We start from the raw sequence: 20,960 nt of genomic DNA, 5'->3' as shown, positions 1-20,960 counted from the left end.
CCGCCTGTCGAACGGCAAGTCCTCTAGGAAATGAAGGTGACCCATGGCGCGAGAAACCGCTCCTCATATCTTGATCGTTGAAGCACGTTTCTACGACGACATGGCTGATGCTCTCCTGGAAGGCGCAACCTTCGCATTGACGGAAGCCGGTGCGACCTATGACGTCGTCACCGTTCCTGGCGCGCTGGAAATTCCGGCTGCGATTGCAATGGCTCTCGATGGAGCGGATAATGACGGCACGAACTACGACGGCTACGTCGCGCTCGGCATGGTCATCCGCGGCGAGACCTACCACTTCGATATCGTGTCGAACGAATCCTCGCGCGCTCTGATGGACCTGTCCGTCAGTGAATCCATTGCCATCGGCAATGGTATCCTGACGGTCGAAAACGACGAGCAGGCTTGGTCGCGCGTACGTCGTTCGGATAAGGACAAGGGTGGCTTTGCCGCTCGCGCAGCTCTCACCATGATCGAGCTGAAGAAAAAGCTGGGTGCATAAGGCATGAGCAACGAAAACGTAGAGCGTCCGGTCAAGGCAGCGAACCAGCGTGGCGCCGCGCGTCTCGCCGCCGTTCAGGCGCTCTATCAGATGGATATCGGCGGCACCGGCGTTCTGGAAATCGTCGCCGAATACGAAGCCCATCGTCTCGGCCAGGAACTGGATGGCGAAACCTACCTGAAGGCTGACCCGTCCTGGTTCCGTTCGATCGTCTCCGGCGTCGTGCGCGAACAGAAGCGCCTCGATCCGCTGGTTGCCTCGGCGTTGCAGGACGATTGGGCGTTGTCGCGTCTCGACAGCACCGTTCGAGCCATCCTTCGTGCCGGCGTTTTCGAACTGCTCGACCGCAAGGACGTACCGGTCGCGGTCATCGTCACCGAATATGTCGAGATCGCCCAGGCGTTCTTCAGCGATGATGAGCCCAAGCTCGTCAACGCTGTTCTCGACCGCATCGCCAAGCAAGTTCGCGGCGATCAGAAAAAGTAGCGTTTCGCGCGCAAGAATCGGCTTCTTCCTCCAATCGGCCAATCTCCTCTTTCCCATTGCTCCGTAAGGGTTTTCAGCCCTTGCGGGCTTGACGTCCCGTTTTCCTCCCCGCAATCTCCACTCGGCGTTGCAGCATTTCTGTGGGAGGAAATGAGGACGGCGTGTTCGCAGCCGGAGAGGGAGTGAGCTCCGGCTCTTTTGGAGGAAAGAGCGAAATGACGATTCTTTTATGCGTAATAGCGTGCGGTTTGCTTTCGGTGGTCTATGCCATCTGGGCAATCCGGTCGGTGCTATCAGCCGATCAGGGGAACGCCCGCATGCAGGAAATTGCAGGATATATTCGCGAAGGCGCGCAGGCCTATCTGACGCGCCAGTATACGGCAATCGCCATTGTCGGCGTCGTCGTCTTCATCGCCGCCTGGCTGCTGCTCTCCGCCACGGCCGCGATCGGCTTTCTGGTTGGTGCCGTGCTTTCGGGCGCCGCGGGCTTCATCGGCATGCACGTTTCGGTTCGCGCCAATGTGCGCACCGCGCAGGCTGCCTCGCATAGCCTGGCCGCCGGGCTTGGCATCGCCTTCAAATCGGGCGCCATTACCGGCATGCTGGTCGCCGGCCTGGCGCTGCTTGGCGTCTCCATCTACTATCTGATCCTCACCGGCGTGCTCGGCCACGATCCCGCCTCGCGTGAAGTCATCGATTCCCTGGTCGCGCTCGGCTTCGGCGCATCGCTGATCTCGATCTTCGCCCGTCTCGGCGGCGGTATCTTCACCAAGGGCGCCGATGTCGGCGGCGATCTCGTCGGCAAGGTCGAGGCCGGTATCCCGGAAGATGATCCACGCAACCCCGCGACCATCGCCGACAACGTTGGCGACAATGTCGGCGATTGCGCCGGCATGGCGGCCGACCTCTTCGAAACCTACGCCGTCTCTGTCGTCGCGACGATGGTTCTAGCCGCCATCTTCTTCGGCGGCACGCCCATTCTCGCGTCGGCGATGATCTACCCGTTGGCGATTTGCGGCGCCTGCATCATCACCTCGATCATCGGTACCTTCTTTGTGAAGCTCGGCAGCAATGGCTCAATCATGGGCGCCCTCTACAAGGGGCTCATCGTCACCGGCCTGCTGTCGATCCTGGGTCTTGGTGCTGCAACGTCGCTGACAGTCGGCTGGGGTCCGATCGGCACGGTCGCCGGTCATGACATCACCGGCATGAACCTCTTCATCTGCGGTATCGTCGGCCTCATCGTCACCGCGCTGATCGTCGTCATCACCGAATACTACACCGGCACCAACAAGCGCCCGGTCAATTCGATCGCCCAGGCATCGGTGACGGGACATGGCACCAACGTCATCCAGGGGCTCGCCGTATCGTTGGAATCGACGGCACTACCGGCGATCGTCATCGTCGGCGGCATCCTGGCTACCTTCCAGCTGGGTGGTCTGTTCGGCACCGGCATCGCCGTCACCGCCATGCTCGGCCTTGCCGGCATGATCGTGGCGCTCGACGCCTTCGGTCCGGTTACCGACAACGCGGGCGGCATCGCCGAAATGGCGCATCTGCCACCTGAAGTGCGCAAGTCCACGGATGCGCTCGATGCGGTGGGCAACACCACCAAGGCCGTCACCAAGGGCTACGCGATCGGCTCCGCCGGTCTCGGCGCCCTCGTGCTCTTCGCGGCCTATTCGAACGACCTGCAATATTTCGCCGCGCATGGTGATCAGTACCCGTACTTCGCCAACATCGGCGCGATCTCCTTTGATCTCTCCAATCCCTATGTCGTCGCCGGACTGCTCTTCGGCGGCCTCATACCCTATCTCTTCGGCGGCATCGCCATGACGGCGGTGGGACGTGCGGCTGGATCGATCGTCGAGGAAGTGCGCAAGCAATTTCGCGAAAAGCCCGGCATCATGCAGGGCACCGAGAAGCCGGATTACGGCAAGGCGGTCGATCTTCTGACCAAGGCCGCCATTCGCGAAATGATCATTCCGTCGCTTCTGCCTGTGCTCGCGCCCATCGTCGTCTATTTCGGCGTGCTGTTGATCTCGGGCTCCAAGGCATCGGCATTTGCGGCCCTTGGCGCATCGCTGCTGGGCGTCATCATCAACGGTCTGTTCGTCGCGATCTCGATGACCTCGGGCGGCGGCGCATGGGACAACGCCAAGAAGTCCTTCGAAGACGGCTTCGTCGACAAGGACGGCACGCGCCACATGAAGGGTTCGGAAGCCCATAAGGCATCCGTAACCGGTGACACAGTCGGCGACCCCTACAAGGACACAGCCGGCCCCGCCGTCAATCCGGCGATCAAGATCACCAATATCGTGGCACTGCTGCTGCTTGCCATCCTGGCGGGCTGATCGATCTTAAACCTGTAACCAATGAAAAACCCGCCGGAGCGATCCGGCGGGTTTTGTGTGGGCGAATGACTTGACGCTTAGCGCAAGCTGGCCGGGTTCTGCGGCGAAGGACGATCGCCGGCGCCGAACAGGCCCTTGGCCATGTTCGCGGCGCTGCCGCCGGAAAGCAGCTGCTGCAGGAAGGTGAGATCCTTACCACCAGTCGGCGTAACGCGCGTGATGGTGTCGAACGGCTTGCCGTCCTTGAGCGTGTAGTTGGCGCGGCGGACTACTACGCCGTCCTTGTCGAAGTAGATGGCCAGAACGCTCTGGTCCACGACCTTCAGCTTCTGGAACGCCATGGAGCGCTCGCGGCGCTGCGAGATGTAATAGAAGACTTCGCCATCAAAGGTGGCGGTCGTCGAAGGCGTGCCCAGCGACAGCAGAACCTGCTCGCGGCTCGAACCCTCGGGAACCAGGTTGAGCGACTGCTCGTCGGCGACGTAACCGCCGTTGAGAACCGTACCCGTTTGGCAGCCGGTCAATCCGGCGGAGGCGATCATGATGGCAATGGCGGCATTGCTGAGGAATTTCTTGTCAGACTTGAAATACCGTTTCTTCAACGACATCTACTCCCTTAACGTATCGATACCAGCCATCGGCCATGCAATGTTACGCTGATGCAAAACCATTGTGGCCTTTCCGGGGTCGGACGTGAGCCATCTGCCGAGTGGCCATCGTCGAAGCGCTGTCCCGAAAGTGGCCACCTTCGCCATTGCAATTCGCGCATGCTTCGGTAAACCAGCTTTCGAAATCATGCAACAAGGCCGGACGCAGGTTGGCGCCAAGAACGAGGCCTTTCCGGAAAAAACAATGATATTCGGGCTCTTCGGCAAGAAAAACAACAACCAGGCGATCGTCGACCGGCAATATGAGGCGCTGACATCGGCCGCCCGCATGCCCGCGCTTTACGAGAGACTCGGCGTGCCGGATACGGTCATGGGTCGCTTCGAAATGCTGTCGGCCGTCATGATCCTGTTTTTTCGCCGCACGCGTGCATCCGAGACGAGTGGCCAGGAAATCGCGCAGGAAATCGTGGATGCATTCTTCCAGGATATCGATTATTCGATCCGCGAACTCGGCATCGGCGACAACACCGTGCCGAAGCGCATGAAGAAACTCGCCGGCATGTTCTACGGCCGGCTCGAAGCCTATTCCAAGGCGATGGACGCTGGAGACGCCGAGGCTCTCGCCGTGGCGCTTGGCCGCAACATTCATCCGAAGGAAACAGATCCGGTCGATATGCGCGCGCTTGCCGATTGGATGTTTTCCGCTGAAAGACACTTGTCGGCACAGTCCGAAGACACGATCGCGACCGGCTCGGCAACGCTGCCCGCCGTCGCGTGAGGAGACAATGATGAAGAATTCAAACGAAGACACGCCTTTCTCCTATTTGGTCAAGGTCGGCAACGTCTCGGCCAACCCGGTCGACGTCCATCTGGAGGCCGACAAGGACGAGTTGCGGGCGCTCGCCGAAACCTGGGACGTGATCTCCGTCGATGATTTCCGCGCCGATCTGCAGATCGCGCGATGGAAAAAGGATGGCATCCGCGTGAAGGGCAGGGTGCGGGCGAGCATCGTCCAGAGCTGTGTCGTCACGCTGGAGCCGGTGCCGTCGAAGATCGATGAGCCTTTCGAGCAGATCTTCGTGCCCGAAAACTCCAAGCTTGCGCGTCGTCCGGCCAACGATACCGGCGAAATGATGCTGGATCCCGATGGTCCCGACCTGCCGGAAAGCTTTGTCGGTGACACGATCGATGCCGGCGAAGTCGCCACCGAGTTCGCCGCCATGGCGATCGATCCGTACCCCCGCAAAGAGGGCGTTGCCTTCGATGGTCACATAGAAGACACCGGAGAAAACGATAAGAAGCCTTCCGCCTTTGCTGTTCTGAAAGACTGGAAAAAGGACTGAAAGCCGCTCGCGGTTTGACATAATTCAGTTGTCAGCGACGGTAAAACCGGTATTTTGGCCAAAATTTCGCCCTCCTGGGACGAAAAAAAAGGATCAGGGACGCGTGATCAGAATTTCTCTCGACCTCATGGGTGGCGACTTTGGTCCCCAGGTAGTCATCCCCGGTGCCGCAAAGGCATTGGAACGGCATCCGGACATTTCGTTCGTGATGTATGGCTTGAAGGAACAGTGCGAGCCTATTCTCGCCCAGTTTCCGAAGCTGAAGGAGAAATCCGTTCTCCACGATTGCGAACTTGCCGTGCGCATGGACGAGAAGCCGAGCCAGGCATTGCGCCGCGGCCGCTATGTCTCTTCCATGTGGCGTTCGCTCGAGGCTGTGAAGACCAAGGACGCCGATGTCGCGGTTTCCGCCGGCAACACCGGCGCGCTGATGGCGATGGCCAAGTTCTGTCTGCGCACGATGGCCAATATCGAGCGCCCGGCGATCGCGGCGATCTGGCCGACCATGCGCGGCGAGAGCATCGTGCTCGATGTCGGCGCGACGATCGGCGCCGATAGCCAGCAACTGATGGATTTCGCGCTCATGGGCGGCGCCATGGCGCGCGCGCTGTTCGAAATCGACCGTCCGACGATCGGCCTGCTCAATGTGGGTGTGGAAGAGATCAAGGGCCAGGAAGAGGTGAAGGAAGCCGGACGCCTGCTGCGCGAGGCCAATATCGACTCGCTCGATTATTTCGGCTTCGTCGAGGGCAATGACATCGGCAAGGGAACCGTCGATGTCGTGGTCACCGAAGGCTTCGCCGGCAACATCGCGCTGAAGGCGGCTGAAGGCACCGCTCGCCAGATCGGCGAATATCTCAAAGCCGCGATGTCGCGCACCCTGCTTGCCAAGATCGGCTATATCTTCGCCAAGAGCGCGTTCGACATGTTGCGCGAGAAGATGGACCCGAGCAAGGTCAATGGCGGCGTGTTTCTCGGCCTCAACGGCGTGGTCATCAAGAGCCACGGCGGCGCCAATGCCGAAGGGATCGCATCTGCGATCGAGGTCGGCTACGACATGGCCAAGAATGGCCTCAATCAGAAAATAGAAAACGATTTGCAAAAGTATCATGCCAAGCGGCTGCCCCCAATCGGGCCGGAAGCGGCATGAGCGACGGGATTTGAAGAATATGATCCGTTCAGTGGTTCGCGGTTTCGGATCCGCGCTTCCGAAACGCGCTATGACCAATCGCGACATGGAAGATGTCGTGGACACCTCCGACGAATGGATTGTCCAGCGCACGGGCATTCGCCAGCGTTATCTCGCCGGAGAAGATGAGACGACGTCCTCGCTTGGCGCGGCGGCGGCTCTGGCGGCGCTCGAAAAGGCCGGCATGACGCCCGATGACATCGACATGATCATCTGCGCGACGTCGACGCCGGACAACACCTTCCCGGCGACCGCCGTCAGCATCCAGAACCGTCTCGGCATGAGCCACGGCTTTGCCTTCGACGTGCAAGCAGTCTGCACCGGTTTCGTCTACGCGGTCACCACCGCCGACGCCTATATCCGTGGCGGCCTTGCCAAGCGCGTGCTCGTCATCGGCGCCGAAACCTTCTCGCGCATTCTCGACTGGAACGACCGCACGACCTGCGTGCTCTTCGGCGATGGAGCGGGCGCGATCGTGCTCGAGGCAGCCGAAGGCGAGGGGACCACTGCGGACCGTGGCGTTCTGACCGCGCATCTGCGTTCCGACGGCTCGCACAAGGAAAAGCTCTTCGTCGATGGTGGACCGTCGACCACGGGCACCGTCGGCAAGCTGCGCATGGAAGGCCGCGAAGTCTTCAAATATGCGGTTGGCATGATCACCGACGTCATCCAGGCGGCCTTCGACAGCACCGGCACCACCTCCGACGATCTCGACTGGCTGGTGCCGCATCAGGCAAATCGTCGCATCATCGATGGCTCCGCCAAGAAGCTCAACATCGCGCCCGAAAAGGTTGTCGTCACCGTCGACCTGCACGGCAACACGTCGGCGGCTTCGATCCCGCTCGCGCTCGCGGTTGCAGCCGGTGACGGACGTATCAAGAAGGGCGATCTCGTCATGCTTGAGGCGATGGGCGGCGGCTTCACCTGGGGTGCCGTCCTGCTGCGCTGGTAACAGGCTAAAAACCCAAAAAGCTGACAACGAACAAGGGCTTGACCGTAAGGCGCAAGACAAATACTCTTCGCTCGTCCTCACAAAACAAAACCGATGGGCAGGGAAAAAGATGACCGGCAAAACAGTCACGCGCGCAGACTTGGCGGAATCCGTTTTTCGTAAAGTCGGTCTGTCCCGAACGGAATCGGCGGAGCTCGTGGAGACTGTTATCGACGAGATCTGCAACGCCATCGTTCGTGGTGAAACGGTCAAGCTTTCCTCCTTCGCGACCTTCCAGGTGCGCGACAAGAACGAGCGCATCGGCCGCAACCCGAAGACCGGCGAAGAAGTGCCGATTTCTCCGCGCCGCGTGATGACCTTCAAGGCGTCGAACGTCTTGAAGACCCGCATCCTGAAGGCGCACACCCTGCGCAAGGTCAAGACCAAGCCGGCCAATCCGGCTGCCTGATCGCTTTCCGATCTCGTCGCCCGACGAGGCTGATCGACGCTTCCCGTGAATTTTCCGCAACGTTTTCTGTGCGAATTCGAGACGTGACTTGAATTAACGCAAGCAAACCGTTGAAATATGATGAGTCGCGGCTCGGACATATCAGGTGCGAGCCCCTTCGCCTTGCCGATAAACGGTAAGCGCGACGCGCTGAAGATCGCGTGCTGAAAATCGCGTAGGGAGTGAGAACCTTGGATAAGAGCCCGGATGCTTTTCGCACCATCAGCGAAGTAGCGGATGACCTCGATCTTCCGCAGCACGTGCTGCGCTTCTGGGAGACCCGCTTCCCGCAGATCAAGCCGATGAAACGCGGCGGTGGCAGGCGATATTACCGGCCGGAAGATGTGGACCTGCTGAAGGGCATCCGCCATCTGCTCTATGATCACGGCTACACCATCAAGGGTGTGCAGAAGCTCCTGAAGACCAACGGCAACAAGTTCGTCATCGCCATCGGCCATGGCGATCTCGCAAGCGTCCAGGCGCTGACAGGCCAGAGCGAAAGCGAAGCCGGCGAGCCCAGGGTCGGCATGTCCGAGGAAGATCAGTTGGTCGGACGCGCCAAGGCGCCGGCGTCCCGCCGCTTCTTCAACTTCGGCGGTGGCGACGACGAGGCGGCCGAGGTGTCGCTCGGCAAGTCGAGCGTCGGCAAGGAAGATCGCGCGCTGTTGCAGGAGGCGCTCTATGATCTCCTGGAATGCAAGCGCCTTCTCGACCAGGTCCGCTAAGACCGACGTCAAGCCGCCCGAGATGATCTCATATTGCCAGCCAGGAGCTTCGCGTGCCGCTTCCCACAAAAATGTATGACGCCTTCCTCTTCGACATGGACGGAACGCTGCTCAACTCCATCGCCGTCGTCGAGCGCGTCTGGACCGGCTGGGCGTTGAAGCATGGGTTTGAGCCCGAGGTTTTCCTGAAGACCATCCACGGCGTTCGCGCCAGCGACGTGATCCGCAATCTGGCACTGCCGGGTGTCGATCCCGAGCACGAAGCAAAATTGTTGCTTGAGGAAGAGCTTGAGGACGTAAACGGGATCATCGAGATCCCGGGCGCGGTGAAATTCCTGAACAGCCTGCCGCCCGAGCGCTGGGCGATCGTCACGTCAGCGCCGACAGAGCTTTTCAAGCTCCGAATGGCCGCAGCCGGCATCCCGATGCCGAAAGTGATTGTAACGGGTGAAGAGGTTTCATCCGGAAAGCCAAGCCCTGAGGGCTATCGTCTTGGCGCCGAACGTCTCGGCGTCGATCCGGCCAGGTGCCTCGTGTTCGAGGACGCAGTCGCCGGCATTCTCGCGGGCGAGGCGGCGGGCGCGGATGTGGTTGTTGTGACACAGACCCACGCCACGCCTTTTGATACCCCGCATATGTCGATTGCCGATTATCTCGGTTGCAGTGTTACGATCGCCGAAGACGGGCGTATCGGCTTTACGCGCGGCTAGCGCTTACTGCTTGCGCGGCAGGCCTTGCTTCTGCATCCGCTCGAATGCCGCCATCATCTTCGCCTTGACGGAACCGAGCGTTCCGAGCTCGTGGCCGCAGGTGAAGCACGTCAGCATGTCGCTATCCAGCGGCTGCGGGCGTTCGAACTTCATTCTGGTATTCCTGCACTTCGGGCAGGGGATCTCGATTTCCATGCTATGTCTCCCTGAGCAATCTGACGTCCCAATAGTCAGATGATCGCGGCAGGGCAAGCGCCTTACGGTGGCGGAGAGCTTGGTCGTCCGGGATATGGCGAAAAGAACCGGTGAATTTCTGAACGATGTCGATTTTTCGCTTGCGCCGAGAATCCCAAAAGACTAACAGGATCAGGCCGTAAAGGCAGGTCGGGGCGTAGCGCAGCCCGGTAGCGCACTTGACTGGGGGTCAAGGGGTCGCAGGTTCAAGTCCTGTCGCCCCGACCATTTACTTAGATTTTCGGCAGCCCCCAGGAGCCGAGATCACAATCAAAACTCTGATGAATAACTGGATTTGGCTGCATGTCATCGCGTGCAGCGCTAGCTGATTCGGCAGTTGTCAATAATATTTGACGCCAATATTCAGTATTAAATCAACGCGAGATGTAATTGCTAATAAATATGCTGGTAAACCGCTGGTGATCTCGAATATCGCTCCAATATGTGGCATAGATATACGAGAGATACATGAGGTTTTTCATGATTGATGTCGCTGGCAGCGAATATCTTCGAGATAAAATGTCCGAATCACTGTCGAAGATGGTCGATAATGCTGTTCGATCCGGTTGGTCAGAGCATGATGTCGCGCTCTTGCTGATGGAACTCGCGGAAGCACATCTGATGAAGGTCGCAGCTGGCGTCATCACCGACGGCGCGCTGCATTGCGAGCGCGCCGCCAGCTTCAAGAACTGAGCGCGATCACGTCGCGCCAGTCATCTGAAAACGTCATTTCTGTTCGATGGACACGCCGTTTTGGCCGATGCTCATCTCGACACCCTTAGGCTTTGTCTGTTCGTGATAGATATAGGCGCCAAGCCCGGCGACGACGACAATCAGGGCGCCGATGACTACATAAAGACCGTTCGAGTTTCTCAAGAAACATCCCCCAACATTTTGATAATGCGCGGGAATAACGCGAAACCTCGATTTTGGTTCCAGCGCTCAGTCGTCGTTTGCCGAGTTCAGGTTTTCCGGACGGATACCCTCGTCGCTGCCGGTGCGTGCCTTCAGCCGAACGCCCGGTCCGCCCTCGTCATGATTGCCGCTGGCAATGAACAGCACGCCGCCCGTCTCGAGCGCCTGCTTGACCGCCAGCAGCGCCTGCGGCTCGCCTTGCGTCTCGTCGCGCTCAAGAGTTTCGAGGGTTGCGACGGGCAGGCCGGATGCGGTTGCCAGTTGCTCTATGGAGATGCCCATCATGGCGCGGGCGGCGCGTATCTGCATGGCTGTGATCATAAGGAAAGACTAGCGCGCCGGTGGCGGTTCGCAAGGGCTCAGTAGCGGTCGCGAGCGTTTGGATCGCGCATATGCCTCGCCTCGAGCGCAGCGCAGCCCCATACGACGCCGAAGAGCAGATAGACATGGCGCCAGTGGTCGATGTCGATGACGTTGCCAATCGCGGCGTGGCCGAGCACACCGATCCAGGCGATCATCAGATAGGGCTGCCAGGGGCGGTTCTTCAGCAGGTTCTTGAAGCCGAGATAGAAGGTCCAGAAGAGCATGCCGACATAGCTGACGAAACCGAGCCAGCCATAGGTCGTCAGCGATTTCAGCCAGATATTGTGCTCGTCCTCGGGGAAGATGGTGCCGAACACCATAGGTCCGATCCCGAGCGGTCGCTCCATCATCATCGTGAAGCCGATCCGGTGGCGATCGAAGCGCCCAAGGTGCTCGCCGTCATATTGCTGCACGAGCTGCGCGCGCGTCGAGAAGAGATCGCTGACCTGTGGAAACTGCAAGGCGATGACAAGCGACGCCACCATCATCAGGATCGCGGCCAGCGACAGAACGAGAATGCGCAGCCGGAAGGCGCCGCTGCGTTCTTTCAGCAGCATCACGAAGATCAGGAGGATGATGGTGAGCAGAAACAAACCCCACGCCGCGCGCGAGAATGACAGGAAGACGCCGAGCGCAAGGATCAGAAGCGCCGCCGCCTTGATCGGCGCAGCCCGCAGATTTCCCGTCAGGATGCCGTGCACGAGATAGAGGGAAGGGGGCACGAGGAAAGGTCCGAACACGTTCGGGTCCTGAAATGCACCTTTGGCGCGGTCGTAGAGCGTGAAGACCTCGGAGCCGGGAAATGCGTGGAAGTAGCCGAGAATGCCGAGCATCGAGGTAATGACGGCCGCAAATGTCCAGGCGTTAAAGATGAGCGGCAGCCGGCGATGGCTGTCCTCGATGATCGCGGCGTAGAAGACGGCCGTCAGTGCGAGGAAGGTCGAGACCGCCACATACATCGGACCATCGGCAAGGTCCTTCATCTGCGTCAGCGACAGCATGCCGCCGACGTTGAAAGTGATCAGCAGCGCCAGAAGCGGAACGGTATAGCGCGAGATCCGGAGCCCCAGGATGAACCACAGCCCGACCAAACAGGCCATCCAGAGTTCATACGGGGCGGGCTCGCTGATGACGAAACCCGACAGGAACACGCCGATGGTCACGGCCGCCGAGCCGATCAGCCGCAGTGTTGCCCGCTGTGGATGGGCGACGCGTGGATATGTCGCCTCGATCGCGCTCAATAGGCGTTCTCCGTGTTGAACAGGCGAAACGGCGTGAGGAACAGGATCTTCAGGTCGAACCAGAGCGACCAGTTCTCGATGTAATAGAGATCGTAGGCCGTACGGAACTTGATCTTGTCGTCATTGTCGACTTCGCCGCGCCAGCCGTTGATCTGCGCCCAGCCGGTGACGCCGGGCTTGACGCGGTGGCGCGCGAAATACCCTTCGACGACATCGCCGAATGCGCGGTCGCGGGCCTGTGCAAGGACGGCATGCGGACGGGGGCCTACGAGCGACAGATTGCCGAGAAGCACGTTAAACAGCTGCGGCAGTTCGTCGATCGACGTCTTGCGGATGAAGCGGCCGACGGGGGTGACGCGCGGGTCGCCCTTGGTCACCGCCGCCTTTCCGGTCGGATCGCTCATGTTTGTAAACATCGAGCGGAACTTGAAGACGTTGATGACCTCGTTGTTGAAGCCATGCCGCTTCTGCATGAAGAAGACCGGTCCCTGAGACGTCGCCTTGATGGCAATGGCCGTTCCCAGCATGATCGGCCAGAGCACGAGAAGCGCAAGCACGGCGAAGAAGATGTCGAAGCAGCGCTTGGCCACCGAATCCCAATCGCGAATGGGCTTATTGAAGATATCGAGCATCGGCACCGAGCCGACATGCGAATAGGCGCGCGGACGGAAGCGCAGGCGGTTGGAGTGGGCGGCGAGACGGATATCGACAGGCAGCACCCACAGCTTCTTCAACAGTTGCAGGATACGTGCCTCGGCGCTGAGCGGCAGAGCGATGATCAGCATGTCGATGCGCGTCAGGCGCGCGAACTCGACGAGCTCGCCGATGGTCCCGAGCTTCGGATAGCCCGCAACCATCGCCGGCGACCGCTTGTCGCCGCGGTCATCGAAGATCCCGCAGATGCGGATGTCGTTGTCGGGCTGCTGTTCGAGCAGGCGAATGAAGTCCTTGGCCGGCTGGCCGCCACCGACGAGCACCGCGCGGCGCTCCATGATGCCGTTGCGTGCCCAGTTGCGGATGCCGTAGGCGAGCAGGAAGCGCGATGCGAGCAGGAAGACGCCGCCGAGGATGAACCATGAGATATAGGACCGCAGCTGCGCCGCATCGACAGGACTGACGATCGCGACAATGGCGACCATGGCGCCAAAGACCAGCGTCCATGTCAGGAGCACCTTCGGCAGCGGGCGCGTGCGGGCGCGCAGTGCCGGGATCGTGTAGCAGTCGGCCGTCTGTAGGGCGAGCACCAGCGCGGCGCCGACGCATATAGACGCGACAGCGCGCATGGAGATCGTCTCCTCGGTATCCATCCACAGCAGGAAGGAGAGGAGGCCGATGCCGAATTGCGAGAGGAATTCAATCAGGCGGAACTGGCCGATCATGATCGCGGGCGTGCGTGTGCCATCGCTGAACTGCTCGGCGATCTGACGCGCGTAGTCGTTGAGCGGCTCCGAGGTGGTTTTCTCAGTGCCGCCGCCGCTGCGTCGATTGACGTCGGAAACTTGCTTGCGCAGGGTTTCCAGATCAAATTGATCGTTGTTCTCTGCCTTGTTCATGAGGCTACCGCCGCTGTTTCACCAGTCGGCAATAGCAGAAAGCCCCTAAGAAACGTTTTACGAAGTGGCTTTACTTGTCTTTGCGGCCCGGCGCTCAAGCAGTTCGCGATAGAGTTTCAACACATCCTTGGCCATGACCGTGGCCGAAAAGACCGACCGCACCTGATCGATCGGCGGCATGGTTTTCTCATGCCATTCGGGAACGCGAATGGCGTCCGCCATCACCCGGGCGAGGTCGTCGGCATTGTCAGGGGCGACGAGCGCCTCGCTATCCTTGCCGAGCGCTTCCGGAATGCCGCCGACGCGGGTTGCGATGATCGTCTTGCCGGCGCCAAGCCCCTCGAGCACGATATAGGGCATGGCTTCGGCTCGCGACGGAACAACGAGGTTCTGAGACATCGCGAATGCCTGCTGCACGCGCATCGCGGGCAGCATGCCGATCCGCTTGCCGAGGCCGCGCTCGACCATCATCTCGCGGTAGCGATCCCGATCCGGCCCATCGCCGATCATCAGCGCCGACAGCGGCCGGCCGATCAGGCGCTCGGTCTTCGCAAACGCGTCCACAAAAAGGTCGGGACCCTTAAGGTCCCGCAGCATGCCAACATAGATGAAGTGTACGGCATCGGACCGGGTCGGGACGAGCTCGAAGTCCCGCTCGCTGATACCGTTATAGATCAGCCGCGTCTGCGTCCGGGGGCGGCCGACCCGCTTGGTGTAGGTGTCGCGCTCGTATTCGCAGATAAACACCAGGGCGTCCGTCAAATATTCCTGCAGCCGCTCCATGCGAAGCACGAATTGCCCCAAGAGCGACGAGCGGGAATAATGCAGGCTTCCGCCATGGGCAGTGTAGAGGCGGGCTACGCAATACCTGTTCACCCGCAGGGCTGAGCCGGCTAGTCGCGCGAGCACGCCGCCTTTGGCGCCGTGTCCGTGCAGCACATCCGGCCGCAAACTTTTGATCTTCTTGTAGGCGTCCCAAAGCACGCCGATGTCCGAAGGACTGATCGAGCGCCGGATCGGCACGCGCGTCAGCCCCAGCGCTAGATAGGGCCTGATGTCATCGAACAGCGCGTCCTCGTGCTCTCCACCAGTCGAGCTGTCGCAAAGAATGCCTACTTCATGGCCGGCCTTGCTGTGCTCAATCACCAGATCGCGCACGTGGCGGAAGATGCCGCCGACCGGGGACCTGAAGCAGTGAATGATGCGAAGGGGCCGCTGTTCGCTCATCTATGATCAGAACAGCCGTTCGCGGACATAGAGCGTGTCGCCGGCAATGATGGCGGACGAGATGTTGACGCGTCCGGTCATCACCTGGCCGTTGATCTTTCTGGTCACGTCGACGGCGCTCTGGTTGGCGCGCGGCGTGAAGCCGCCGGCAACGGCGATCGCGTTCTGCGCGGTCATGCCGGGAACATAGGCATATTGCCCGGGCTGGCCGACTTCGCCCATGATGAAGATGGAACGATAGCGATCGACATCGATGGTGACGTCGGGGTCGCGGAGGTAGCCCTGCTTCAGCTTCTGCGCGATCTGGCCGGAGAGCTGCTGCAGCGTCCGGCCACGCGCCGGCACCTGGCCGACGAGCGGGAAAGCGATGTAGCCGGCTTGGTCGATCGTGTAGGTGTTCGTCATGCTCGGCTGATCGAATACGGTAATGCGGAGCCTGTCGCCGCTATCCAGTGAATAGGGCTGGATCGTTGCCTGGTTGAATGCGCGCGGCGCGGGCTGATAGCTGTTGCAGCCGCCCAAGACTGCTGTCACGGCGGCGAGGCTCAAGGCCATCAGAAACTTGGGCTGTGCGACGGGCATCTGCTTCTCACAGGAAACGAAACTCTTGCCCCGTTATCGATCCGTTAGGGTTAATGAGCGGTAAAGACCGCCGTCAAATTCGCTCTTTCTTGGGTTGCGGCAGGCAGTCAACCCCGCGCCCATAAGCATTAACCCTTGAGTTACTATAGTCATTTACCCTCGCGGCACCTTTGTTCTTGGAGTACGAGCATGTCCGGCGTGACGGGTAATCAGGATGTCGATATCGATCTTGCCCAGCTGGTTCGCGGCGTCTGGGCCCGTCGGCTCAAGGTCGTGGCGATCACCTTGCTCGGGGCAGGGGTAGCCCTTGCCGGCGCCAAGATGATCTCGCCGAAGTATCGCAGCGAGACCCGCATCCTGATCGAGCCACGCGCACCGGCCTTCGCCACCGCGCAGGCAACGGATGCGAATGCGGGCCAGCTCCTCGACGAACTGAATATCTCCAGCCAGGTGCAGCTCCTGCAATCGGCCGATCTCATCAAGCAGGTCATCAGCAACCAGAAGCTCTATGATCTCCCCGAGTTCGATGCGGCCGCTAATAGCTCCGCGCTCGGCGACATTCTGATCGCGCTGCATTTGAAGAAGAGCCCGCTTGCGAACCCGCCGGAAGAGCGCGTCATCGACGCCTTCGTCGAGCGCCTGCAGGTCTATCAGGTCCCCGGTTCCCGCGTCATCGGCATCACCTTCACCTCCAAGGATCCGGCGCTCGCCGCAACGATCCCGAATGCCATGGCGGCCGCCTATCTCGCCAAGCAAAGCGGCGCCAAGCTTGATTCCAACTCGGAAGCCACGCGTTGGCTGGAGCCGGAAATCGAGAACCTCCGCACCAAGGTCAGCGACGCCGAGCAAAAGGTTGCCGAATACCGCGCCGCTCATGGCCTGCTGCCGACCAATGGCGGCGGCAATTTCCAGACGCAACAGCTGAACGATGTTTCCGCCGAATTGACGCGTGTCCGCGGCGAGAGGGCGAATGCCGAGGCGCGGGCGCAGTCCGTGCGCAATGCGCTGGCGTCGGGCGAAGCATCCGATACGCTGCAGGACATCATGTCGTCTCAGTCGATCCAGCGGCTAAAGGGAACGGAATCCGGCCTGCAGTCGCAGATCTCGGACCTCCAAACCTCGCTCCTCAACAACCACCCGCGGCTGAAGAGCCTCCGCGCTCAGCTCGCCGACATCAAGGCGCAGATCCGTCAGGAGACGCAGAAGATCCTGGCGAGCATCGAAAACGAGGCAAAGGTTGCGACGCTTCGCGAGCAGGAGCTTGAGCAGCAGTCCAACAAGGTCAAGGCCAACAGCGCCCAGGCCGGCGAGGATGAGGTCGGCTTGAACGCGCTTGAGCGCGAGGCAGCCGCCCAGCGCCAGCTGCTCGAAACTTATCTGTCTCGCTTCCGCGAGGCCGCATCGCGCGCCGACAAGAATTCCAGCCCGGCTGACGCCCGCATCGTCTCGACCGCCGTTCAGCCGGTCGATCCCTATTTCCCCAAGGTCGTCCCAATCGTTGTCGTCGCAGCACTTGCGACCTTCATCATGACCTCGATCGCGATCATGCTGGCCGAGCTTTTCAGTGGCCGCGCGCTGCGCCCGACGTCGAACGCCGAGGTCGAAGAACGCATCGAACGGGAAACGGTCGAAGTTGTCGTCGCTGTACCGCCGGCCCGCACACCCGCGTCGAGCATGCTTGCTGTCCAGCAGGAAGTGCACGAAGAACAGCAAGACGAGGTCGCCGAAGAACTCGTCCCGGAACAGCCGGAGGAGGAGAACGAGTTCTCCATCGCGTCCGTCGCGCATTACCTCATCGGCAGCCGCGCGCCGCTGGCGATCGCCATTTCACCGACTGGTGACAATGGTTCGGCCGCGACTGTAGCCCTGACGCGCACGCTGGCGTCCGCAGGCTCGCGCGTCGTGCTCGTCGACATGACGGGCTCCGGACACCCGACGGAACTGATGGCGCAGGGCCGCTCGCTGCCTGGGGTCACCGACCTTCTGTGCGGCGAGGCAGCCTTTGGCGACACCATCCATGGTGACTACCTCTCCGACGCCCACTTCATCCCGCAGGGCACCAGCGACATGCGTCGCGCCATGCGCGGGGCCGATCGCCTCTCGCTGCTGCTCGATGCTCTCTCTTCGGCCTATGACTTGGTGCTGGTCGAATCCGGCGCTGCCGATGTGGCCGGCGTCTCCAAGCTCACGCAGAGCAAAACGGTCGAGATCATCCTCTCCATGCCCGAGATCGTCGAGGAAGAGTTCGTGGCCGCCATGACCAGCTTCGAAGAGGCGGGCTACGAGCGCGTCGTGCTGATGTCCGGCGGCAATACGGATGGCAATGCGACGGTCGCCCAGCAGGCGGCCTGATCAGACGCCGGCGAACCGGCGCAGGCGCTGGGCGGCGCGATAGAGCCGCTGCTGCGATTTGACGTACGCCTTGGCGCGGGTGACGAGCCGGTGCGCCGCGCCGGCGACCATGCCGCGAGCGGTGAGGGGCAGGACCACGTCATAATGATCCGTCTCGACAGGCGCCCAGGAGCGCTTGTAGCCCTGGTCCCCCAGGCCGAAATCGAACATGCTGACGCCCTTGCCGTGCAGGCCCGATATCATCTGCCAGAACAGAAACTCGCCCGGGCTGGCCTCGGCGCCGATGCTCTCGTCGATCGCGCTGAACTGGCAGATCACATGATCACCCTTGCGCGAGATGCCGGCGACCGCCGCCACGTGTCCGGCATGCTCGCCTTTCAGCTGGATCGCATGCATTTCGAGCCCTGACAGTTCGTTCTTGGCGTCGCGGATATCGATCGCGCCGTGCAGGAAGGCCTTCGTCTCGGCATCGGCGAAGACATCGGGCAGTCCCATCGCCTTGAAGCGTTCGCTCTTCAGCAGGAAGAACTGGTCGAGAAGCGCGTGCTGGCTCTTGGCATCCGTACCATGGACATAATCGAAGCCGCCGAGCTCCTCCAGCCGCTTGGACTGCACCCGGAACTTCTTCCGCCGGCTCTTGGCGTTCAATTGCTTCAGCGTCGCTTCCATCGTGTCGAACAGCGGCAACTGGTAGGCGTGGTTCTGGTTCTGCACCATCGGCAGCAGCGCCAGCGGATTGCGACGACCGCGCCATGTCAGGGGAATGTTCTGCAGCAGCAGCAGATCGGCTTTCCCCTTGAGCGCACCCGAGATACGCGCGGCAAGGTCATGCGCATCGAGTGCCTCGAAGGCATCCGCGAAATCTGTGGCGAACAGTCCCGTATTGATATTGCTATGGTCGGCGCCGATGAACTTCGCGACACGCACGCCGCGCGAGCGGACGATCTCGACGGGAAGGATGAAGACGGTTCGCGTCCCCGACCGGCCACGGATGATGGCGGCCGGATTGCCGTAGGCCTTCATCCAGGATGCGCACCAGTCATAGCCCTGGTGCAGGGAGTTCAGATTGTCGCGCTCGAGTGACCGCCATTCCGGCTCCATAGCCTCGATGGAATCGACGATGTCGATGTCGATGTCGATCGCATCGAAGGAGAGCCGCGCATTGATCTCCCTGAGCTTCGCCAATCCGGCATCTGCGTCGGCGGCGATGTCACGCGGCGCGGATTCCAATGGAAGCTTCTGCGTTTGCACGGGCGTTCTCCGGGAAAAGATACTGCCCGGGAAAATAGCGCGGCAGCGCATCCATTTCCTTTACGCGCGCCAAGCCGCCGGCTTTTCCGTCAATCACGGTTAGTCCGTGATTAATGCCTATTGCTGCTTCGGGCCGGCCATCCATTTGATGATGACCATCGCCGGCAACACCCAGAGCAGTCCCGTCAGCGAGAAATAGAGCAGGTGGCCCCACCATGGCGCATTGCCGAGCGTCGCAACCGCGATCGTATTCGCAACCAGCGCATAGACCAGAACGAGGACGACGATGAGGATGGTGCCGATGAACTTGCGAAGGCGGACAGGCATCTGGTGAATTCCGGTATGGGATGTGCAGGCAGGCCACCGCGACGGCATGCCGCAAATGTTCGGACTTGTTTTGCATCAGTGGCTAAGGCAAATCAACTGTCGGAACGAAGGAGTCCGTCCATGGCCGTCGCTGATCTCACGACTGAACAGGAAATTCTGCGCCAGGTGCGCAAGCAGGATGATAACCGCAAGGCCATACGAATTTGGCTCGGCATCGTCCTTCTCGCGCTGTTCTGTCTGGTGATCGTTGGCGGCGCGACGCGACTGACCAATTCCGGCCTGTCGATCACCGAGTGGAAGCCGATCCACGGCGTTATCCCGCCGCTGAACGCGACGGAATGGGAAGAGGAGTTCAAGCTCTACCAGCGCATTCCCGAGTTTCAGCAGATCAACAGCGACATGACCGTCGATGAGTTCAAGGGCATCTTCTGGTGGGAATGGGCGCACCGCCTGATTGCCCGCGGTATCGGCGTGATCTTCGCGCTGCCGCTCCTCTATTTCTGGGCAACCGGCAGGATCGAGCGGCGCCTGCGCTGGCCTCTCGTCGGCATTCTGGCGCTCGGTGGCTTCCAGGGCGCCATCGGCTGGTGGATGGTCTCGTCGGGACTGACCGCGCGCACCGATGTCAGCCAGTACCGCCTGGCGACACACCTGATCACCGCCTGTCTAATCTTCGCATCCTGTATGTGGATCATGCGCGCGCTCTCGCCGCATTCCGAAGACACGGCGCCGACCAAAAGCGCGCGTGTCTGGGCCGGCGTGATTGCTGCGCTGACATTGTTCCAGATTTATCTCGGCGCGCTGGTCGCCGGTCTCGATGCGGGCTTCACCTATAACACATGGCCGCTGATGGACGGCGCCATCGTGCCTTCCGATCTCCTGATCCAGCAGCCCGCCTGGATCAACTTCTTTGAAAATCCTAAGACGGTGCAGTTCATCCACCGCGTCGGCGCCTATACGCTGTTTGCCGTGACACTGATCAACATGATCATGCTGCTGCGCGCAGCACCGGCAACGACCCACGCACGCCGCGCCGTCGTCATGTTCGCCCTTGTCACCGTCCAGGCCTCGATCGGCATCGCCACCTTGCTGCTCGAAGTCCCGCTCCACTGGGGCCTGCTGCACCAGGGCGGCGCGCTCGTCGTCTTCGGCTTCGCGATCGCCAACTGGCGCGGCTTCTACGGCGAATACCCGCACGCGACGGTTATTTCCGAACGCGACTGATTGGGGCCACGACCTGCAGCGCTGATGTGCGGGTCGCGGCCAGCCTTGCGCGGCTGACGCGCCTTACAGCAATCATCAAGTTTGCCTCAGCGAGATCTGGCCGGAAGCCGATCTCGCTGTTTGCTTGTCTGCCTATCGCTAAACCGTTGCAGCTTCTTCTGGCTGGAACCAATTTCGCGCTCATGACAGCCGGCGGCGTCGGTGTGCATGGCCAAGCTAGCGTAAGCGATGGTTGCTGGCAGGGTAGGGATGAGACGCCGCCGCATGTGGAAAGCGTTCAAGCATCTGGAGGCTTGATATAGCGCACCCTGTTTACCGTGGCGGCAAGACTGACATCC

The 20,960-nt window shown here is 60.8% G+C and carries 23 protein-coding genes, 1 tRNA gene and 1 pseudogene; 14 read left to right on the top strand and 11 right to left on the bottom strand.

Going from position 1 to position 20,960, the window contains the following annotated elements; genetic code table 11:
• Positions 1 to 43 precede the first annotated feature (43 nt).
• From ribH to ACODTZ_RS13705, 3 genes are all read left to right on the top strand, one after another.
• On the top strand, positions 44 to 499 hold the full coding sequence (ribH, locus tag ACODTZ_RS13715) for a 6,7-dimethyl-8-ribityllumazine synthase (RefSeq protein ID WP_018898685.1): 456 nt from the start codon (positions 44 to 46) through the stop codon (positions 497 to 499).
• A gap of 3 nt (positions 500 to 502) precedes the next feature.
• On the top strand, positions 503 to 985 hold the full coding sequence (gene nusB / locus ACODTZ_RS13710; RefSeq protein WP_018898684.1) for a transcription antitermination factor NusB: 483 nt from the start codon (positions 503 to 505) through the stop codon (positions 983 to 985).
• Positions 986 to 1,200: 215 nt separating this feature from the next.
• Complete coding sequence (locus ACODTZ_RS13705) at positions 1,201 to 3,339, top strand: sodium-translocating pyrophosphatase (RefSeq protein ID WP_489026339.1); 2,139 nt, start codon at positions 1,201 to 1,203, stop codon at positions 3,337 to 3,339.
• 77 nt (positions 3,340 to 3,416) lie between these two features.
• Here the strand turns inward: ACODTZ_RS13705 and ACODTZ_RS13700 are convergent, their stop codons facing one another.
• Positions 3,417 to 3,947 (bottom strand): outer membrane protein assembly factor BamE, encoded by a 531-nt coding sequence (locus ACODTZ_RS13700; RefSeq protein ID WP_111561165.1) that lies wholly within the window; start codon positions 3,945 to 3,947, stop codon positions 3,417 to 3,419.
• Between the two features lie 187 nt (positions 3,948 to 4,134).
• Here ACODTZ_RS13700 and ACODTZ_RS13695 point away from each other — a divergent pair, with 187 nt between their 5' ends.
• The 7 genes from ACODTZ_RS13695 to ACODTZ_RS13665 all read left to right on the top strand — a co-directional run bounded on the left by ACODTZ_RS13695 (position 4,135) and on the right by ACODTZ_RS13665 (position 9,353).
• The gene (locus tag ACODTZ_RS13695) at positions 4,135 to 4,725 is read left to right on the top strand and encodes a ubiquinol-cytochrome C chaperone family protein (protein ID WP_489026338.1); all 591 of its coding nucleotides are present in this window, start codon (positions 4,135 to 4,137) and stop codon (positions 4,723 to 4,725) included.
• Between the two features lie 10 nt (positions 4,726 to 4,735).
• Positions 4,736 to 5,290 carry a YceD family protein gene (locus ACODTZ_RS13690; protein WP_111561167.1) on the top strand — a complete coding sequence of 185 codons (555 nt, stop codon included), beginning with the start codon at positions 4,736 to 4,738 and terminating at the stop codon, positions 5,288 to 5,290.
• A 103-nt stretch (positions 5,291 to 5,393) separates the two neighbouring features.
• The gene (plsX, locus tag ACODTZ_RS13685) at positions 5,394 to 6,440 is read left to right on the top strand and encodes a phosphate acyltransferase PlsX (protein WP_047513181.1); all 1,047 of its coding nucleotides are present in this window, start codon (positions 5,394 to 5,396) and stop codon (positions 6,438 to 6,440) included.
• Positions 6,441 to 6,459: 19 nt separating this feature from the next.
• Positions 6,460 to 7,431 carry a beta-ketoacyl-ACP synthase III gene (locus ACODTZ_RS13680; protein WP_489026336.1) on the top strand — a complete coding sequence of 324 codons (972 nt, stop codon included), beginning with the start codon at positions 6,460 to 6,462 and terminating at the stop codon, positions 7,429 to 7,431.
• Positions 7,432 to 7,540: 109 nt separating this feature from the next.
• Positions 7,541 to 7,879: an integration host factor subunit alpha gene (locus ACODTZ_RS13675; protein ID WP_018898677.1), complete on the top strand. Its 339-nt coding sequence runs from the start codon at positions 7,541 to 7,543 to the stop codon at positions 7,877 to 7,879.
• Positions 7,880 to 8,109: 230 nt separating this feature from the next.
• Positions 8,110 to 8,643 carry a MerR family transcriptional regulator gene (locus ACODTZ_RS13670; protein WP_047513173.1) on the top strand — a complete coding sequence of 178 codons (534 nt, stop codon included), beginning with the start codon at positions 8,110 to 8,112 and terminating at the stop codon, positions 8,641 to 8,643.
• Positions 8,644 to 8,714: 71 nt separating this feature from the next.
• Positions 8,715 to 9,353, top strand: a complete 639-nt coding sequence (locus ACODTZ_RS13665; protein WP_489026603.1) for an HAD family hydrolase — start codon at positions 8,715 to 8,717, stop codon at positions 9,351 to 9,353.
• A 3-nt stretch (positions 9,354 to 9,356) separates the two neighbouring features.
• On the opposite strand, the gene ACODTZ_RS13660 is transcribed toward ACODTZ_RS13665, so the two are convergent.
• Positions 9,357 to 9,506, bottom strand: coding sequence for a hypothetical protein (locus ACODTZ_RS13660; RefSeq protein ID WP_018898674.1), 150 nt, complete (start codon positions 9,504 to 9,506; stop codon positions 9,357 to 9,359).
• A 232-nt stretch (positions 9,507 to 9,738) separates the two neighbouring features.
• Between ACODTZ_RS13660 and ACODTZ_RS13655 the strand changes: the two genes are divergently transcribed.
• Positions 9,739 to 9,815 (top strand) — tRNA-Pro (locus ACODTZ_RS13655).
• Between the two features lie 291 nt (positions 9,816 to 10,106).
• Positions 10,107 to 10,280 carry a hypothetical protein gene (locus ACODTZ_RS13650; protein ID WP_313760326.1) on the top strand — a complete coding sequence of 58 codons (174 nt, stop codon included), beginning with the start codon at positions 10,107 to 10,109 and terminating at the stop codon, positions 10,278 to 10,280.
• 33 nt (positions 10,281 to 10,313) lie between these two features.
• Here the strand turns inward: ACODTZ_RS13650 and ACODTZ_RS13645 are convergent, their stop codons facing one another.
• The 7 genes and pseudogenes from ACODTZ_RS13645 to ACODTZ_RS13615 all read right to left on the bottom strand — a co-directional run bounded on the left by ACODTZ_RS13645 (position 10,314) and on the right by ACODTZ_RS13615 (position 15,468).
• A complete protein-coding gene (locus ACODTZ_RS13645; protein WP_018898672.1) occupies positions 10,314 to 10,463 on the bottom strand; it encodes a hypothetical protein in 150 nt (49 codons plus the stop codon).
• Positions 10,464 to 10,529: 66 nt separating this feature from the next.
• A complete protein-coding gene (locus ACODTZ_RS13640; RefSeq protein WP_047513165.1) occupies positions 10,530 to 10,823 on the bottom strand; it encodes a helix-turn-helix domain-containing protein in 294 nt (97 codons plus the stop codon).
• Positions 10,824 to 10,861: 38 nt separating this feature from the next.
• On the bottom strand, positions 10,862 to 12,106 hold the full coding sequence (locus ACODTZ_RS13635; protein WP_489026333.1) for an O-antigen ligase family protein: 1,245 nt from the start codon (positions 12,104 to 12,106) through the stop codon (positions 10,862 to 10,864).
• Positions 12,103 to 13,389 (bottom strand): undecaprenyl-phosphate glucose phosphotransferase, encoded by a 1,287-nt coding sequence (locus ACODTZ_RS13630; RefSeq protein ID WP_489026601.1) that lies wholly within the window; start codon positions 13,387 to 13,389, stop codon positions 12,103 to 12,105. The genes ACODTZ_RS13635 and ACODTZ_RS13630 overlap by 4 nt, the downstream gene beginning before the upstream one ends.
• 41 nt (positions 13,390 to 13,430) lie before the next feature.
• Positions 13,431 to 13,659 (bottom strand): annotated as a pseudogene (locus tag ACODTZ_RS13625) (undecaprenyl-phosphate glucose phosphotransferase); the annotation flags it as partial.
• A 57-nt stretch (positions 13,660 to 13,716) separates the two neighbouring features.
• Entirely contained in the window at positions 13,717 to 14,886 is a 1,170-nt protein-coding gene (locus ACODTZ_RS13620) for a glycosyltransferase family 4 protein (RefSeq protein WP_047513156.1), read from the bottom strand.
• 6 nt (positions 14,887 to 14,892) lie between these two features.
• Positions 14,893 to 15,468 (bottom strand): polysaccharide biosynthesis/export family protein, encoded by a 576-nt coding sequence (locus tag ACODTZ_RS13615; protein ID WP_489026332.1) that lies wholly within the window; start codon positions 15,466 to 15,468, stop codon positions 14,893 to 14,895.
• A gap of 189 nt (positions 15,469 to 15,657) precedes the next feature.
• Between ACODTZ_RS13615 and ACODTZ_RS13610 the strand changes: the two genes are divergently transcribed.
• Entirely contained in the window at positions 15,658 to 17,820 is a 2,163-nt protein-coding gene (locus ACODTZ_RS13610) for a GumC family protein (protein WP_489026331.1), read from the top strand.
• On the opposite strand, the gene ACODTZ_RS13605 is transcribed toward ACODTZ_RS13610, so the two are convergent.
• Positions 17,821 to 19,071: a GNAT family N-acetyltransferase gene (locus ACODTZ_RS13605; protein WP_489026329.1), complete on the bottom strand. Its 1,251-nt coding sequence runs from the start codon at positions 19,069 to 19,071 to the stop codon at positions 17,821 to 17,823.
• A gap of 117 nt (positions 19,072 to 19,188) precedes the next feature.
• A complete protein-coding gene (locus ACODTZ_RS13600) occupies positions 19,189 to 19,398 on the bottom strand; it encodes a DUF2842 domain-containing protein (RefSeq protein ID WP_018898664.1) in 210 nt (69 codons plus the stop codon).
• Between the two features lie 120 nt (positions 19,399 to 19,518).
• On the opposite strand from ACODTZ_RS13600, the gene ACODTZ_RS13595 reads away from it, so the two are divergent.
• On the top strand, positions 19,519 to 20,622 hold the full coding sequence (locus ACODTZ_RS13595; protein WP_489026327.1) for a COX15/CtaA family protein: 1,104 nt from the start codon (positions 19,519 to 19,521) through the stop codon (positions 20,620 to 20,622).
• Positions 20,623 to 20,960: the final 338 nt, after the last annotated feature.

The organism is Rhizobium sp. FG113 (assembly GCF_057809895.1).
The sequence above is the reverse complement of the archived record's forward strand: the minus strand, read 5'-3'. Positions and strand labels throughout refer to the sequence as shown.